Raw genomic sequence first — 15,968 nt, 5'->3', positions numbered from 1 at the left:
AAACTGTGGGTGTCGTTGGCGTAGCACAGAGAACCCTTACGATCAATAAAATGCTGTATAAACAGCGTGTTATCGTACTCTAGCGTTGGATTGGTAAGCCTGTCGTAGCGTTGTGGTTCTAGCTCCGAAGGCAAAGGCCACTGGTTCGAATCCAGTTGGGTGCACCACTACCGCCGACGGCGGCTGGCTTATTGCTTCACCACATCATGATGCATCGGCGCGAGTTTCGACAGGAAGCGGTTTTGCGTCTGGAAATCGATCTTTTCCGCGCGCATCGCTTCCTGAAGCAGCTCGACCAAGCGGTTCATGTCCTTGCGCTGCACCCCCAGATCCTTATGCGCGCTCGCCATGTCGCGACCGCTGTAGGAACAGCCAGCGTTTAGCAGGTAGCAAAATTGCTCGAACAGCGTCCGGGTCAGGCGCACCTTGTCATGTCCCACGAAAATCTCGCCAATGACGGGATCGGCATAAGCGCGGACAACCATGCCATCGACCACACGCCTGATGCCGTCCTGGCCGTGAAATGCCCGTGCCATGGCATCCCCTGTGAAGGGTTCGCCGCCGGCATGGGCCGCATTGGGCACATAGGGATCGACCGCGTCTTCGCCGGGCATGGTATGGGGTGCGGCTTGCAGCAGGAGCAGCGAGAGGAGCAGAGACATGATGACGTCCTTAGAAAGCGGCCTGGAGTGACAGGAGCAGGCCGCGCTGGCCCTTGACGGTGGCGATGGAGCCGAGGTCGGCATAGGCGACCGTGGCAGTCAGGTTGCGATGCACCGCGACCGCCGCGAAGAGGTCGAACCAGTCATCCTCTCGCGCGATCCCCAGATTGTCGGGCTTGCTGCGAAATTCGCCGCCGATCGCGACGCGGCGCGACAATTGCCACGCGGCCGACCCTTCGAACTGCAGGCCATAGCTATCCTTTTTATCGCCGCCGAAACCGAGCAGGCCCATCTGGTTCGCCTTGGTCAGCCGGGCGGTGCCGGACAGCAGGATCGAGCGCGACAGGAATAATTTGCTGACCGAGGCGTAATAGTCCACGCCCTCGTCATCCTGCGCGCCAATTGCGCGGACGACAGCGCCCTGCCCGTTCTTCTTATATTGCGCGCCGATCGCGATAGCGGGCAGCCGGTCATAGACGAGATCGCCCGCGACCCGCAGCTTCGCCCCTATGATGTCCTGCGAAAAAGCATAGTCCTTGCCCAGGCCCAGCACGGTGCCGATGTTGTTGGTGTTGAAATTCTGATGGGCGTAGCTGAGTTCGAGGCGATCGCGAAAGCCGACGGCTACGCCCGCGCTCCAATAATCATAATCCTTCACCTCGACCATCGTGCCATGGCCGGACAGGCCGATACCTTCGTCCGTTTCGTTGCCCGCAATCACCGCCCAGGGCGTAAGGCCGCCGCCACTCGCGCCCTCAAGCGAAGCAATGCCATTGGTAAGCAGGAGCTTGCCACCATGGCGAAGCGGTCGGGCGCTCGCCGTGGGAGACAGGGATAGGGTAGCGAAGAGCGCCATAATGGCGGCGAGGAGAAGTCGAGTCATGTTCAGCGACATAGACGGACCTGGTTAAAAAAATATTCAGCGTGATGCCGGGGAAGAGAGCGGGTTCTGGCGATCCACGCGGATCATAAGCAATTGTTCAATATTTACCGCTAAACACAGCGGCATGCCTAACTTACGCCTTGCGCTCATTCTGTTGTCCTGCACGGCCAGCCCAGTCGTGGCCGGGGATCTCAATCTCAAACTGGTCGATGCGGCGGGGCGCCCGGTGAGCGATGCCGTCGTTTCCGTCCGGCCCGCTGGCGGCATCCCCGAAGGCCCCATCCGCTTTCCCTGGCCCACCACCATGATCCAGCAGAATGTCGCCTTCGTGCCGCATGTCCTGATCGTGCCGGTAGGGGCTACAGTGCGCTTTCCCAACAAGGATAAGGTGCGCCACCACGTCTATTCCTTTTCGCGTCCGGCCAAGTTCGAGATCAAGTTATTCGGCCAGGATGAAACCCGCAGCTATACTTTCAAGACGCCGGGTGCCGTCGCGGTGGGATGCAATATCCACGATCAGATGACGGGCTTCATCAAAGTCGTCGAGACGCCCTTTGCCGCCAAGAGCGACGCGGCAGGCACGGCGCGGATCACCGGCATGGCGACCGGCACGGCACAGGTGACGATCTGGCATCCGCTGCTGCGCGCCAAGGATAACGAACTGGTGATGAACATCCCCATTCCCGGTAGCGGTGCCGCCAGCAAGACGGTGCCGCTGACGCTGCGCGCCGCGCGGTGAAGGGCGCAACTGCCTTGACGGGGCTATGGCAGCGGTGGGTCTGGCGGCTGCAATCGACGCTGACTCTGCGGATGACCCTCTTCTACGGGACGCTGTTCGTGGGTGTGTCGATGCTGGCGCTCTATGGCACACGCATGGCGATCGAAACCTATGCCGAAAAGTCGATCCGGCGCGAAATGGCCGTCGGCAGCGCGCTGTTCGATCGCATTGCCGCAATGCAGGTCAGCCAGATGGCGCAGGCCGGCAATGTGCTGGCAAGCGACTTCGGGTTCCGCGAGGCCGTCGGCACGAGCGATGCGCCGACCATCATATCTGCGCTCGAAAGTCTCCAAGGTCGCTTCGACCTGCAGCACGCCTTGTTCGTGGGCGTCGATGGCACTGTCGTCGGCCATGTGCCGGGCATGTCGGTCGGTGAGAAGAATCAGTTGTTCGACGCACTGGACATGGGCCGGGAGCGCGGCGTCGCCCATTGGGGCGGGGAAAATTACATGGTCGCCGCCTCTCCGGTGCGTGCCCCGATCCTCACGGGATGGGTGATCTTTGCGCGGACGATGGGTCCGGCCGACCTCAGGCAGATTGCGCGCCTGTCCTCCATCGACCTGCATCCCCGCATCCTGCCGCAGACCGGATCGGACATCGGCGCAGGCACCGTCAAGGAAGTCGCACGCAATGGCGAACGCATCCTGATGCAAGCCCGCAGCGTGCCGACCCTGGTCGAATCGGCGCCGCAGATACTCGTCCTGGAATATAGCCTCACGCGCGCGTTGCGGGACTATGCGCCGATCCTGTGGGCGCTGCTCGGATTTGGCGCGTTGGGCGCGGTGTTGGCGATCGCCGGTACCTTCGTCGCATCGCGCCGATTGGCCCGCCCGATCGTGGCGCTGGAGGCCGCCGCGCGCAAGGTCAGTGCAGGCCAGCATGCCGAGGTGGCGGTGGAAACACGCGACGAAATCGGCCAACTGGCACGTAGCTTCAATCGCATGGTCAATGCTGTCGAGGAACGCGAGCGGCAGATCGCCCATATGGCCTTTCACGATTCGCTGACGGGCTTGCCCAACCGTACCCTGTTGCGCGAACAGATTGCGCTCGCGCTCAGCCGTCATGGCGGTGCCAACTTCGCGATTTTCTGCCTCGACCTCGACAATTTCAAGTCTGTGAACGATACGCTGGGCCACCCGACCGGCGACGCCCTGCTATGCGAAGTGGCAACGCGGCTGGGCGAAACCTGTCCGCAGGGCTTTGTGGCGCGGCTGGGCGGCGATGAATTTGCGGTGATCCTGCCCGATGGCAGCGGCAGCGCCGACCAGACTGGTCGCGCGCTCGTCAAGGCGCTGGCGCAACCGTTCGACGTCAATGGCCATCGGATTGTGACCGGTACCAGCATCGGTATCGTCTTCGCGCCACAGGATGGCCGGGACGCGACGGAACTGCTCAAAAATGCCGACCTCGCGCTGCACCGCGCCAAGGATGACGGCAAGGGCAGCCATCGCTTTTTCGAAAGCGCGATGGATGCTGAAGCACAGGCCCGGCGCGCGATGGAGATCGATCTGCATGATGCGCTGCGCAAAGGCGAGTTGGAACTCTATTTCCAACCCCTGTTTGGCCTGTCGCAGAACCGTGTGACCGCGTTCGAGGCGCTGCTGCGCTGGAACCACCCGGAACATGGCATGGTGTCGCCCGTGCAGTTCATCCCGCTGGCGGAGGAAACTGGCCTGATCGTCCCGATCGGCGAATGGGCGCTGCACGAAGCCTGCCGCATTGCCGCGACATGGACCGACGACATCCGCATCGCGGTCAACATCTCGCCGGTGCAGTTCCGCAGTTCGACGCTCAACAGCATCGTGTTGCAGGCGCTCGCGCGGTCGGGCCTGGCACCGAACCGGCTGGAACTGGAAATCACTGAAAGCCTGTTCATCGACAATGTCGAAGCGACGCTCGGCTCGCTCCATTCGCTGCGCGCCTTGGGCGTGCGGATCGCGCTCGATGATTTCGGCACGGGCTATTCGTCGCTCAGCTATTTGCGCAGCTTCCCCTTCGACAAATTGAAGATCGATCGCAGTTTCATCATCGATCTGCTGGAACATGATGGCGCGACCGCCATCATCCGCGCCATCACCACGCTGGCTGACGCGCTCGGCATCGAAACCACCGCCGAAGGTGTGGAAAGTAGCGAGCAACTGGAAATATTGCGCGCCGAAGGGTGCAACCAGATCCAGGGCTATTTCTTCAGTCGTCCGATCCCGGCGGGTCGGGTGGCGGCGTTGCTGGAGAAGCTGTCGGGCGACCGCCTGGCCGCCTGACGTCGGTCTGCCAATTGCATCGGCGGGTGGCACGACCTACGACCGCTTTCCATGACCACCACCCCCGACCTTGCCATCCGCCTGCGCCGCGCCAGCTTCAACCGGGCGCTGGCGCAAGCCGACCTGCGCATGATCGAAACGCTGCTGGCGCGAGACGCCATTCTCGTCGCGGGGACGGACAGTGCGGTGCTGGCCGGGCGCAAGGCGCAGATGTTGGCGTGGCGGCGCGAGTTCGCCGCAGCTGAGCGGCTGATCTACACCCGGACGCCGGGCACGATTATCGCGTCGGCCGTCGAGCCGATCGCGATGGAGCATGGCCAATGGCAGGGCGTCCTTGCCTCGACAGGCGAGCCGCAGGCATCAGGCATCTATACCGCCAAATGGCGGCAAAGCGGCGAAAACTGGCTGATCGAGGCGGAGATTTACCTCACCCTCGCCTGAAGCGGCCGCTCAGTAGGAGCGGCCGACCAGCACCCGTTCCACAGCGGTGTCGCCCGTGAAGATACACGCGCCATCCGCCGCCGCCGCGTCGCTCGGTATGTTGCGGAGTGTCAGCTTCTCGCCCTTGAGCCATTGCACGACCTTGTCGAGCGCATCGCCGGTTGGCTTGCTCCACTGCACCAGCGCCCAGCCCGGCTTGGCGCTGGCATCGAAATAGGCCTTGAGCGCATCCAACGAACTGATCGAGCTTTCGATATTGCTGTCGAGCCGTCCCTTGGCATCGGCGAACAGCGCTTGCTGAATATCGGTCAGGATCGACGTGGCCCCCGCGACGAAGTCCCCCTTCGCCACGATCTGGCTGTCGAGCTTGCCATCCTCGCGATAGAGCCGGTCGCGGCGGATGACCGAGACATTACCGCCCGCCACATCGCGGCCACCAACCTCGATCACGATCGGCGCGCCCTTCTTTACCCAGCCCCAGCGCTTGGTAGCGGCCTTGGCCGGGCGCTTGTCGAGCAGCGCGCGAACTGGCTCGCGGAACAGGTCGAGCGCATTCAACTGGCTGACCAGATCGGTGCAATAATCGACGATCGCGGCATCTTCGTCATTGTCGCGCAACATGGGCACGACCACGATCTGATAGGGCGCGACACGCGGCGGCACGCGCAGGCCGTCATCGTCGCCATGGACCATGATAAGGCCACCGATCATCCGCGTCGACATGCCCCAGCTGGTGGTCTGGGCCAGTTCCTGCTGCCCTTCGGCATTTTGGAACTTGATATTCTGCGCCGCAGAAAAGGTCGTGCCCAGAAAATGCGAGGTGCCGGCCTGCAGCGCCTTGCCATCCTGCATCATCGCTTCGATCGAATAGGTGGCAACGGCACCGGGGAAACGCTCATTTTCGGGCTTTTCGCCCGCGATCACCGGCATGGCGACGCATTCTTCGGCGAAGCTGCGATAGACTTCGAGCATCTTCATCGTTTCTTCCAGCGCCTCGTCCACGCTGGCATGGGCCGTATGCCCTTCCTGCCAGAGAAATTCGGTGGTGCGCAGGAACATGCGGGTGCGCATTTCCCAGCGCACGACATTGGCCCACTGGTTGATGAGGACAGGCAGGTCGCGCCACGACTGGACCCAACGGCTGAACGCCGCGCCAATCACCGTTTCCGATGTGGGACGCACGACCAGCGGCTCTTCCAGCTTCGCGTCAGGATCGGGCACCAGCTTGCCATCCTTCTGGATCAGCCGGTGATGGGTGACGACCGCCATTTCCTTGGCGAAACCGTCGACATGCTCGGCTTCCTTCTCGAAATAGGACAGCGGGATGAACAGCGGAAAATAGCAATTTTCATGGCCGGTCGCCTTGATCCGTTCGTCCAGCAGTTTCTGGATACGTTCCCAGATGCCATAGCCCCATGGCCGGATGACCATGCAGCCGCGCACGCCGCTTTCCTCGGCCAGGTCGGCCTCGGTAATGACGGCCTGATACCAGGCGGAAAAATCCTGTTCGCGGGTGACGGAAAGGGCGTGCTTCACGGGGTCGGGCCTTAGGCTAGAAACGGAAAGGAATGGCGCGCCATAGGGCAAGCGCGCTACGCCTGTCGACCCCTGAGCATGGCAATGAAGTCAGGCCGGAACGCCCAGCCGATCGAGCCAGGCGCGCGCCTGTTTGGGTTCGCCGACAGCGTCGGACGATACCGGCCCGCGCGCGGCCATGAAATCCTGATGCAGGGCGAACGGCTCCAGGCCCAAAGTGGCGCGCAGATCGTCAATCTCGTTGGCTGTGTCGCACAGGTCGGCGACGATCGGCGCAGCCTTGGCCCGCGCCGCCTTGTCCTTCTGATGATCGAACAGGCCCCATTTGCCACTGGCGGTCGTCTGGAGCGCCGCGATCAGCGCCTCGCGATAGGCGAGTTCCAGTTCCTCGCGGTGAACGTCGAGCCGCTCTAACCGATCCGCCTTCGCCATGGTCCCGTCCGATCCTGTTATTCAGCTCAGCTTGTCGATCTTTGCGTTCAACGCCGCCAGTTGCGCCTTGAGCGCCGCGATCTCGTCATCCTTGCTGCCGTCCGTTGCAGCGGGTGCAGGTGCTGCACCCGGAACGCCTGGCATCCCCGGCACGCCATTGCCAAAGGCGCTGGCCGCCGCTTCGAACATCTGCAGGTTGCGCTTGGCGATCTCGGCCAGCGGGCCGCCGCCAAAAGCGCCCTTCATGGCTTCCTGAAATTGCTGCTGGTTCTTGCGGAACGCGTCCATCGACGATTCCAGATATTGCGGCACCATCGATTGCATCGAATCGCCATACATGGAAATCAGCTGACGCAGGAAGTTGACGGGCAGCATGTTAGTGCCGCGCTGTTCTTCCTCCATGATGATCTGGGTCAGGACGTTGTGCGTGATGTCCTCGCCGGACTTGGCATCGACCACGGTGAACTCGCGTCCTTCGCGGGTCATCTGCGACAACAGGTCGAGCGTGATGTAGCTGGAAGTTTCGGTATTATAGAGACGCCGGTTGGCGTACTTCTTGATAACGACCGGATCGGATTCGTTGACCACTTTAGATTTGGACATGAAAGCCTCTCCCTCAGAACCTCATTCTGCACTAGCACAAGGCCATGTCGCACCGCAACATGGACCGCGCCCATTACCCCTTTTTCTCAATATTTTATGGCGCGAGACGCAGGGCGATCCTGAACTGCGCCGCCGCGCGTTCACAGGCCTGCGCCGCTATCAGGAGGCGCAGCGCCCGCCTGCTCCCCCTGCCCCCGATTGCGTGGCCGTGGCGGGCAGCGCTCGACTGCTGCGCTATGGCGTTGAAAATGGGCGGGCGCCGGTGGTGTTCATCCCCTCGCTGATCAATCCGCCGCAAGTATTGGACCTGTCGGAGAGCCGATCGATGCTGCGCCACATGTGCGCAGCGGGGCATGACGCTTATCTGGTCGATTGGGGCGCCCCGACGCACCGCGATGCAGCGATGGGCCTGGATGCGCATATAACGGAGCGATTACTGCCATTGCTCGCCGATCTACCGCGCCCGCCCATTCTGGCGGGCTATTGCCTTGGCGGCACGTTCGCGATTGCTGCGGCCATGCTGCGCGAGGTAACGGCCGTCGTCGCGATCGCGTCGCCCTGGACCTTCGACGGTTTCGCCGATGCCGATCGACAGGAAATCAGCGTGCTGTGGCGCGACGCCAAGGCGATCTGCGAACGGCTGGGTTATGTGCCGATGGAAGTGCTGCAATCAGGCTTCTGGGCGATGGACCCCAAGCGCACGATCCAGAAATATGCCGCCTTCGCCGATATGGAAAAAGGATCGGATGCTGCCCGCGCGTTCCTGGCGGTCGAGGATTGGGCGAATGAAGGCGCACCGCTGACCTACGCTGCGGCCCGCGACTTGTTCGATGATCTCTATGCGGGCGATGCAACCGGCGAAGGGCGGTGGTCGGTAGGCGGCCAGTTGATCGATCCCAAAGCCCTGCACTGCCCCAGTCTTTCGATCCGATCGACAACCGACCGCATCGTGCCCGCCGCGGCTGCTCCTGATCTTGCCGAGCAACGCAGCCTGGCGCTTGGCCATGTCGGCATGGTCGTGGGCGGCCGGGCACGCACGCTACTATGGGATCCGCTGTCCGATTGGGTTTCCAGCCATGGCGGATGATGCTATGGGCGCGGGCGAAAACAACCCCTGTCATTAGAGGATCAGGCCTTTGTCAGACATCGTGATTACCGCCGCCAAGCGCACCGCCGTCGGCAGCTTCATGGGCGCGTTCGGATCGACCCCTGCGCATGAACTGGGTCGTCAGGCGATCCTCGCTGCATTGGCGCAAGCTGGCGTCGCGCCGGACGAAGTGGACGAAGTGATCCTGGGCCAGGTGCTGAGCGCAGGCCAGGGCCAGAACCCGGCGCGCCAGGCGGCCGTCAATGCGGGCATTCCGGTTGAGCGCACCGCGATCGGCATCAATCAGTTGTGCGGTTCAGGCCTGCGCGCTGTCGCCTTGGCGGCTCAGGCGATCCGTGCGGGTGACGCCAACATCATGGTCGCGGGTGGGCAGGAAAGCATGTCGCTCGCCCCCCATGCGCAATATCTGCGTGGCGGTAGCAAGATGGGCAATGTCAGCCTGATCGACACGATGATTCACGACGGCCTGACCGACGCTTTCAACAATTACCATATGGGCATCACCGCCGAAAATCTGGCGGAAAAATATCAGATCAGCCGGGAAGCGCAGGACGCTTTCGCCGTCGCCAGCCAGAACAAGGCGGAAGCGGCGCGCGCTTCGGGTCGCTTTGCCGACGAAATCGTGCCGATCACGATCAAGGGCCGCAAGGGCGACACCATCGTCGATGCCGACGAATATATCCGCGCGGGTGCCACGATTGAAGGCATGCAGGCGCTGCGTCCGGCCTTCAAGAAGGATGGCAGCGTGACCGCCGGCAATGCGAGCGGCCTGAACGATGGTGCCGCCGCGCTCGTCCTGATGACCGCCGATGCCGCCGCCAAGCGCGGTGCGACGATCCTGGGGCGGATCGCCGGTTTCGCGACCTGCGGCGTCGATCCCTCGATCATGGGCATCGGCCCGGCCCCAGCAAGCCGCAAGGCGCTGGAGAAAGCGGGCTGGTCCGTTGCCGATCTCGACCTGATCGAAGCCAATGAAGCCTTCGCGGCGCAGGCGCTGTCGGTCGGCCAGGAACTGGGCTGGGATGCGGAGAAGGTCAACGTCAATGGCGGCGCGATCGCCATCGGCCATCCGATCGGTGCTTCGGGCGCGCGCGTCCTGACGACGTTGCTGTACGAGATGGCCAAGCGCGATGCGAAAAAGGGTCTGGCGACCCTGTGCATCGGCGGCGGCATGGGCGTGGCGATGTGTATCGAGCGCTGATGTCGGTGTAGGTGTAAAAAAGGGCAGCCGCTCCAAACCGGAGCGGCGGCCCTTTTTTATTATATCTGGTTCAGGTCGGCCTCGTAAGCGACAGCGCTATCAAGCGCGTCACTCCATCTCCAATATGACCGCGTCGACGGCCAGGCTGTCGCCTTGCGCCGCGGAGACGCTTTTCACTACGCCCGCCTTTTGCGCGCGCAGGATATTTTCCATCTTCATCGCCTCGATCACCGCGAGCGGCTGCCCGGCCTCGACGTTGTCGCCCGCAGCCACATGCAACGCGACCAGCAAGCCCGGCATCGGGCAGATCAGGTAGCGCGACAGGTCTGGGGGGATTTTTTCGATCATGTGCGCAGCATAGGGGGCAGCATGGGCGGGCAGGATACGCAGCTTGTGGCTGGCACCATGGGCGGTCAGGACGAAGCCGGCGCGGGTCGGGGCGATCTTCACCGCCAATTCCTCGTCGCCGAACTCCGCTTCGATCAGCCGATCGCCGGGCGTATATTCGAGCGCCATGTCTACGCCCACGCCATCGACGGTGACATCGTCGCCGTCGATTTCCACATCATGGACGCTGTCGCCGATCTTGACCTGCCAGCCAGTGGGCGGCGGCAAGCGTTTGCCCAACTGGCCGTCGATGCGGCGGGCGCGGTCGGCCTGGGCCATGGCGGCAAAGGCACCGATCGCGGCGAGCCGCTGCAGCAATTCGGGCGAAGCAGGCGCGCCCTGGAAACCATCGGGATATTCCTCCGCGATGAAGCCGGTCGTAATGTTGCCGGAGCGGAAGCGCTCATGCTGCATCAGGGCAGACACGAAATCGATATTATGGCCCGGTCCCTCGATCTCGAACTTGTCGAGTGCCTCGATCTGCTTGTCGATCGCTTCCAGCCGCGTGGGGGCCCAGGTGATCAGCTTGGCAATCATCGGGTCGTAGAACATGGAGACTTCACCGCCTTCGACCACGCCGTCATCGACGCGGATGAGCGCGCCGCTTTCGTCGGTGCCGGTTTCGGGCGGATTGTAGCGGACGAGCCGACCGGTCGACGGCAGGAAACCACGATAAGGGTCTTCGGCATAGACGCGGTTCTCGATCGCCCAGCCGTTGATTTTGACGTCATCCTGCGTGAACGCCAGCGCCTCGCCATTGGCGACGCGGATCATCTGCTCGACCAGATCGACGCCGGTGATTTCTTCGGTCACAGGATGTTCGACCTGCAACCGGGTGTTCATTTCGAGGAAATAGAAACCCTCCCCGGTCGTGTCCGCGCCGCTGACGATCAGTTCGACGGTCCCGGCGCTGAAATAGCCGACCGCGCGGGCGAGCGCGACACATTGCTCGCCCATCGCCTTGCGCATCTTGGGCGTGACGAAGGGCGACGGCGCTTCCTCGACCACCTTCTGGTGCCGGCGCTGGATCGAACATTCGCGCTCGTTCAAATAGACGATATTGCCATGCTGATCGCCCAATATCTGGATTTCGATATGGCGCGGGCTTTCGATGAACTTCTCGATGAAGACGCGATCGTCGCCGAAGCTGGCCAGGCCTTCGCGCTTGGTCGCTTCAAAGCCTTCGCGGACATCCTGCTCATTATAAGCGAGGCGCATCCCCTTGCCACCGCCACCGGCAGATGCCTTCATCATGACCGGATAGCCGATCTCGTTGGAGATTTTTACGGCATGTTCGGTGTCGTCAATGACGCCGACGAAGCCCGGTACGACATTGACGCCCGCTTCCAGCGCGAGCTTCTTGGACTCGATCTTGTCACCCATCGCCGCGATGGCATTGGCGGGCGGGCCGACGAAGATGATGCCTTCCGCGTCCAGCGCCGTACGGAAGCTCTCGCGTTCGGAGAGGAAGCCGTAGCCGGGGTGGACGGCGTCGGCACCGGTCTGTTTGCACGCTTCGATGATCTTGTCGGCAATCAGATAGGATTGGGCGGCGGGCGACGGGCCGATGTGCACGGCTTCATCCGCCATGAGGACATGCGGCGCGCGCGCATCGGCATCGGAATAGACCGCGACGGTCTTGATGCCCATCTTCTTGGCCGTGCGCATGACACGACACGCAATTTCGCCACGGTTCGCGATCAGGATCTTGGTGATTGCCATATTATTCCCTGTCCCAGTCCTATCCTATCAGCCGTTCGGGCTGAGCCTGTCGAAGCCCCGTTCTTCCTCTCAAGGAGAAAAGCAGCCCTTCGACAAGCTCAGGGCGAACGGAAGTAGTGGTGTTAAGTTGCTGTGAGTGCTCTCGAAACTTCAGCACAGACGGCATCAAAGCGATTAAAATACGAACTTTCCAATTCTGCCGTTTCCATCTGAAAAATCTCAGATGTCATCTGCAGGTGAAGATTTCTGGCAAGGTTGGCAGCCTCAACCTGAAACGCTGGATAAAGGTCAGATGCCGTTTGCAGATCACCAGCATTTCTCATGCTGTAATCCGTTACCCAGAGGCAGTATGTGAGCCGCTCAGCAGGCGACAACGAATCCAAACCAACAGACGCCTTCTTCTCGATGATCGAATGACCGGCATCCTCGACCAGCCAAGTTTCCCAATCTTGGATCAACCCATTGCCTCCACGCAATAATCCGTCATGCCGGACTTGATCCGGCATCCCGCTTTCTTCACGCGTATCGCCGGAGAAAAAGCGAGACCCCGGATCAAGTCCGGGGTGACGGAGGTGAGTGCGAAACTCACTCCGCCGCCTCCATCGCAACCTTCACCTCGGCCTGCATCGGCACCACGCCCAGCTTGGCGAACAGCGCTGCATCGGCATTGTCGCCCGCATTGGCCGTGGTCAGCAACTTGTCGCCGGTGAAGATGCTGTTCGCGCCCGCCATGAAACACAAAGCCTGGCACGCATCCGACATGCTTTCGCGCCCCGCACTCAGCCGCACCATGCTCTCCGGCATCACGATCCGCGCCACCGCCACCGTCCGCACAAACTCGATCTCGTCGATCTTCGCGAGCGGCGTGTCGGCCAGCATATTGCCCAGCACGGTGCCCTTGACTGGCACGAGCGCATTGATCGGCACGCTCTGCGGATGCTGTGGCAGCACGGCCAGCGCGTGCAGGAAGCCGACGCGATCTTCGCGCGTCTCACCCATGCCGACGATCCCGCCGGAGCAGACATTGATCCCCGAATTGCGGACATTCTCCAGCGTTTCCAGCCGGTCATCAAAAGTACGGGTGGTGATCACCTTCTCATAATGTTCAGGCGAGGTATCGATATTATGGTTGTAATAGTCGAGGCCCGCATCGGCCAGAACCTTGGCCTGGCTTTCGTTGAGCATCCCCAGCGTCATGCAGGTTTCCATGCCCATCTGGCGCACGCCCTGCACCATCTGGACGATGGCGGGCATGTCGCGCTCCTTAGGATTGCGCCACGCCGCGCCCATGCAGAAGCGCGATGACCCCGCGTCCTTCGCCTGCGCCGCCGCCTGCATCACGGCCTGCACGCTCATCAGCTTTTCGGCCTTGAGACCGCTTTCCGCCGAGGCCGACTGGTTGCAATAGCCGCAATCCTCCGGACAACCGCCGGTCTTGATCGACAGCAGGGTGGAGAGTTGCACTTCGTTGCGCGGAAAATTGGCGCGGTGGATGGTCTGCGCCTCGAACATCAGGTCGGCGAACGGCAGGTCGAACAGCGCGGCGATTTCGGCACGGGTCCAGTCGGTGCGGGCGGTGGTATCGGTCATGGTCACTTACCACCTCCGTTCGCTTCGAGCGAAGTCGAGAAGCGGCAAGGACGGTGCCAACGTTTCTCGACTACGCTCGAAACGAACGGCTGTTGGGTGCGGGTCAGGATGAAGAGGGTAGTCAAGCGGCGTCCTCCAGCCCAGCGGGGGGCATGTTGTGGCCGAGGAGGCGCAGCACGTCGGCGGCGCATTCCACGACATTGGAACCCGGTCCATAAATGCCCTGAACGCCCGCGTCACGGAGGAAGTCATAATCCTGCGGCGGGATGACACCACCCGCGATCACCTTGATGTCGTTGCGGCCTGCTTCACGCAACTTGGCGATGAGATCGGGGATCAGCGTCTTGTGACCCGCCGCCAGCGACGACGCACCCACCACATCCACGTCGCTTTCCAGCGCCAGCACGACGGTTTCTTCGGGCGTCTGGAACAACGGTCCCGACACCACGTCGAAGCCCATGTCGCCGAATGCCGACGCGATCACGTTGGCGCCTCGATCATGCCCATCCTGCCCCATTTTGGCGACGAGGAGTTTGGGTTTGCGACCGAGGCGCCGCTCGACGGCCTGCACGCCGTCAAGAACCTGTTGCCAGCGGCTGTCACCCGCATAAGGCGCGCTGTAGACGCCCTTTACCGGCGTCGGCTGCGTGCCGTAGCGATCAAAGCTTTCCTCCATGGCGGAGGAGATTTCGCCCAGCGTCGCGCGGGCGCGGGCCGCCTCGACGGCAAGGGCGAGAAGATTATTGTCGAGACTGGAGGGCTTCGCAGCACCGTCGCGCAGCGCCTGCAAAGCGGCTTCACATGCGGCGCCATCACGCTCCGCTTTCACCCGGTTGATGCGTGCGATCTGGCCTTCGCGCACCTTGGCATTGTCGATGTCGAGCGTTTCGAGGAAATCCTCGCTCGCCAGCCGATATTTGTTCACGCCCACAATCACGTCGTCGCCGCGATCGACCCGCGCCTGCCGCGCGGCGGCGGCCGTCTCGATCATCGCCTTGGGCCAGCCTGCCGCCACGGCCTTGGCCATGCCGCCATCGGCCTGCACCTTCTCGATGATGGCCCAGGCTTCATCGACCAGTTGCTGCGTCAGCGCTTCGACATAATAGGAGCCGCCCAGCGGATCGACCACCTTGGTCATCCCCGTCTCTTCCTGGATCACGATCTGCGTATTGCGCGCGATCCGGGCGGAAAAGTCAGTGGGGAGCGCAATGGCCTCGTCCAGCGCATTGGTGTGAAGCGACTGGGTGCCGCCCAGCATCGCGGCCATCGCCTCGATCGTGGTGCGCATGACGTTGTTATAAGGGTCTTGTTCGGTCAGCGACACGCCGCTGGTCTGGCAATGCGTCCGCAGCATCTTGGACCGCTCGTCCTTCGCGCCCAGTTCCGTCATCGCCCGGTGCCACAACACCCGCGCGGCCCGCAGCTTGGCGATCTCCATGAAGAAGTTCATGCCGATGGCGAAAAAGAAGCTCAGCCGTCCCGCGAACTTGTCGATATCGAGGCCCGACGCGACGCCATATTTCACATATTCCATGCCGTCGGCGATGGTGAAGGCCAGTTCCTGCACCTGCGTCGCGCCGGCTTCCTGCATATGATAGCCGGAAATGGAGATGCTGTTGAATTTGGGCATCTCACGCGACGTATAGCCGAAAATGTCGCTGATGATCCGCATCGAGGGTTCGGGCGGGTAGATGTACGTGTTGCGGACCATGAACTCCTTGAGGATGTCGTTCTGGATGGTCCCGTCGAGCAATTTGCGATCGACGCCCTGCTCCTCGCCCGCGACGATGAAGAAGGCCAAGATCGGGATCACCGCGCCGTTCATGGTCATGGAAACCGACATCTGGTCGAGCGGGATGCCGTCGAACAGGATCTTCATGTCCTCGATCGTATCGATCGCCACGCCCGCCTTGCCGACGTCGCCGGTGACGCGCGGATGGTCGCTGTCATAACCGCGATGGGTGGCGAGATCGAAGGCGACCGACAATCCTTTCTGCCCAGCGGCGAGGTTGCGGCGGTAGAAGGCGTTGGATTCCTCGGCGGTGGAGAAGCCCGCATATTGGCGGATGGTCCAGGGTCGCCCGGCATACATGGACGCGCGTACCCCCCGCGTGAACGGCGCAAAGCCCGGCAGGCCCGGATCGACGGTCACGTCCTCAGCCGTGTAGAGCGGCTTGACCGCGATCCCTTCCGGGGTCGCCCAGGTCAAATCCTTGCCCTTCACTTCCTTGGCGGCAGCGGCGGCCCATTGATCCAGCGTCGGCTTGTCGGTCATTTTTCACCTTACCTTCTACCCCTCTCCCGCAAGCGGGAGAGGCAACGAGACTTAGGTCCGCGTAGCGGGCCTTAGTCGCAGTGGTGAGG

The 15,968-nt window shown here is 62.3% G+C and carries 14 protein-coding genes; 5 read left to right on the top strand and 9 right to left on the bottom strand.

What is annotated here, in order from left to right; genetic code table 11:
- Nucleotides 1–188: 188 nt before the first annotated feature.
- Nucleotides 189–662, bottom strand: coding sequence for a group I truncated hemoglobin (locus tag ACZ2HM_RS03680; protein ID WP_470426287.1), 474 nt, complete (start codon nucleotides 660–662; stop codon nucleotides 189–191).
- A 10-nt stretch (nucleotides 663–672) separates the two neighbouring features.
- Nucleotides 673–1,545, bottom strand: a complete 873-nt coding sequence (locus ACZ2HM_RS03675; protein ID WP_470426286.1) for a DUF3034 family protein — start codon at nucleotides 1,543–1,545, stop codon at nucleotides 673–675.
- A gap of 124 nt (nucleotides 1,546–1,669) precedes the next feature.
- On the opposite strand from ACZ2HM_RS03675, the gene ACZ2HM_RS03670 reads away from it, so the two are divergent.
- The 3 genes from ACZ2HM_RS03670 to ACZ2HM_RS03660 are packed head-to-tail and all read left to right on the top strand — an operon-like array spanning nucleotide 1,670 to nucleotide 5,025.
- On the top strand, nucleotides 1,670–2,284 hold the full coding sequence (locus ACZ2HM_RS03670; protein WP_470426285.1) for a cupredoxin domain-containing protein: 615 nt from the start codon (nucleotides 1,670–1,672) through the stop codon (nucleotides 2,282–2,284).
- Between the two features lie 14 nt (nucleotides 2,285–2,298).
- Nucleotides 2,299–4,584, top strand: a complete 2,286-nt coding sequence (locus ACZ2HM_RS03665) for a bifunctional diguanylate cyclase/phosphodiesterase (protein WP_470426284.1) — start codon at nucleotides 2,299–2,301, stop codon at nucleotides 4,582–4,584.
- 51 nt (nucleotides 4,585–4,635) lie between these two features.
- Nucleotides 4,636–5,025: a DUF4440 domain-containing protein gene (locus ACZ2HM_RS03660; RefSeq protein ID WP_470426283.1), complete on the top strand. Its 390-nt coding sequence runs from the start codon at nucleotides 4,636–4,638 to the stop codon at nucleotides 5,023–5,025.
- 9 nt (nucleotides 5,026–5,034) lie between these two features.
- Here ACZ2HM_RS03660 and proS read toward each other — a convergent pair whose 3' ends face one another.
- From proS to phaR, 3 genes are all read right to left on the bottom strand, one after another.
- Nucleotides 5,035–6,561, bottom strand: a complete 1,527-nt coding sequence (gene proS / locus ACZ2HM_RS03655; RefSeq protein WP_037476804.1) for a proline--tRNA ligase — start codon at nucleotides 6,559–6,561, stop codon at nucleotides 5,035–5,037.
- A 90-nt stretch (nucleotides 6,562–6,651) separates the two neighbouring features.
- Nucleotides 6,652–6,993, bottom strand: a complete 342-nt coding sequence (locus ACZ2HM_RS03650; protein WP_037476803.1) for a hypothetical protein — start codon at nucleotides 6,991–6,993, stop codon at nucleotides 6,652–6,654.
- A gap of 21 nt (nucleotides 6,994–7,014) precedes the next feature.
- Nucleotides 7,015–7,596, bottom strand: coding sequence for a polyhydroxyalkanoate synthesis repressor PhaR (gene phaR, locus ACZ2HM_RS03645; protein ID WP_037476801.1), 582 nt, complete (start codon nucleotides 7,594–7,596; stop codon nucleotides 7,015–7,017).
- On the opposite strand from phaR, the gene ACZ2HM_RS03640 reads away from it, so the two are divergent.
- Together ACZ2HM_RS03640 and ACZ2HM_RS03635 are read left to right on the top strand one after the other, a co-directional pair.
- Entirely contained in the window at nucleotides 7,595–8,683 is a 1,089-nt protein-coding gene (locus tag ACZ2HM_RS03640; protein WP_470426282.1) for an alpha/beta hydrolase, read from the top strand. The genes phaR and ACZ2HM_RS03640 overlap by 2 nt on opposite strands.
- Before the next feature lie 49 nt (nucleotides 8,684–8,732).
- On the top strand, nucleotides 8,733–9,905 hold the full coding sequence (locus ACZ2HM_RS03635; RefSeq protein WP_470426281.1) for an acetyl-CoA C-acetyltransferase: 1,173 nt from the start codon (nucleotides 8,733–8,735) through the stop codon (nucleotides 9,903–9,905).
- 108 nt (nucleotides 9,906–10,013) lie between these two features.
- Here the strand turns inward: ACZ2HM_RS03635 and ACZ2HM_RS03630 are convergent, their stop codons facing one another.
- From ACZ2HM_RS03630 to scpA, 4 genes are all read right to left on the bottom strand, one after another.
- Nucleotides 10,014–12,014: an acetyl-CoA carboxylase biotin carboxylase subunit gene (locus ACZ2HM_RS03630; protein WP_037476797.1), complete on the bottom strand. Its 2,001-nt coding sequence runs from the start codon at nucleotides 12,012–12,014 to the stop codon at nucleotides 10,014–10,016.
- Nucleotides 12,015–12,136: 122 nt separating this feature from the next.
- Nucleotides 12,137–12,520 (bottom strand): hypothetical protein, encoded by a 384-nt coding sequence (locus tag ACZ2HM_RS03625; protein ID WP_037476795.1) that lies wholly within the window; start codon nucleotides 12,518–12,520, stop codon nucleotides 12,137–12,139.
- A gap of 79 nt (nucleotides 12,521–12,599) precedes the next feature.
- On the bottom strand, nucleotides 12,600–13,604 hold the full coding sequence (bioB, locus tag ACZ2HM_RS03620; RefSeq protein ID WP_037476793.1) for a biotin synthase BioB: 1,005 nt from the start codon (nucleotides 13,602–13,604) through the stop codon (nucleotides 12,600–12,602).
- A 121-nt stretch (nucleotides 13,605–13,725) separates the two neighbouring features.
- The gene (gene scpA, locus ACZ2HM_RS03615) at nucleotides 13,726–15,879 is read right to left on the bottom strand and encodes a methylmalonyl-CoA mutase (protein ID WP_470426280.1); all 2,154 of its coding nucleotides are present in this window, start codon (nucleotides 15,877–15,879) and stop codon (nucleotides 13,726–13,728) included.
- Nucleotides 15,880–15,968 lie beyond the last annotated feature (89 nt).

The sequence above is a fragment of the Sphingobium sp. KKT206 genome, from assembly GCF_055640555.1.
This window is presented reverse-complemented; position numbering and strand designations above follow the sequence as displayed.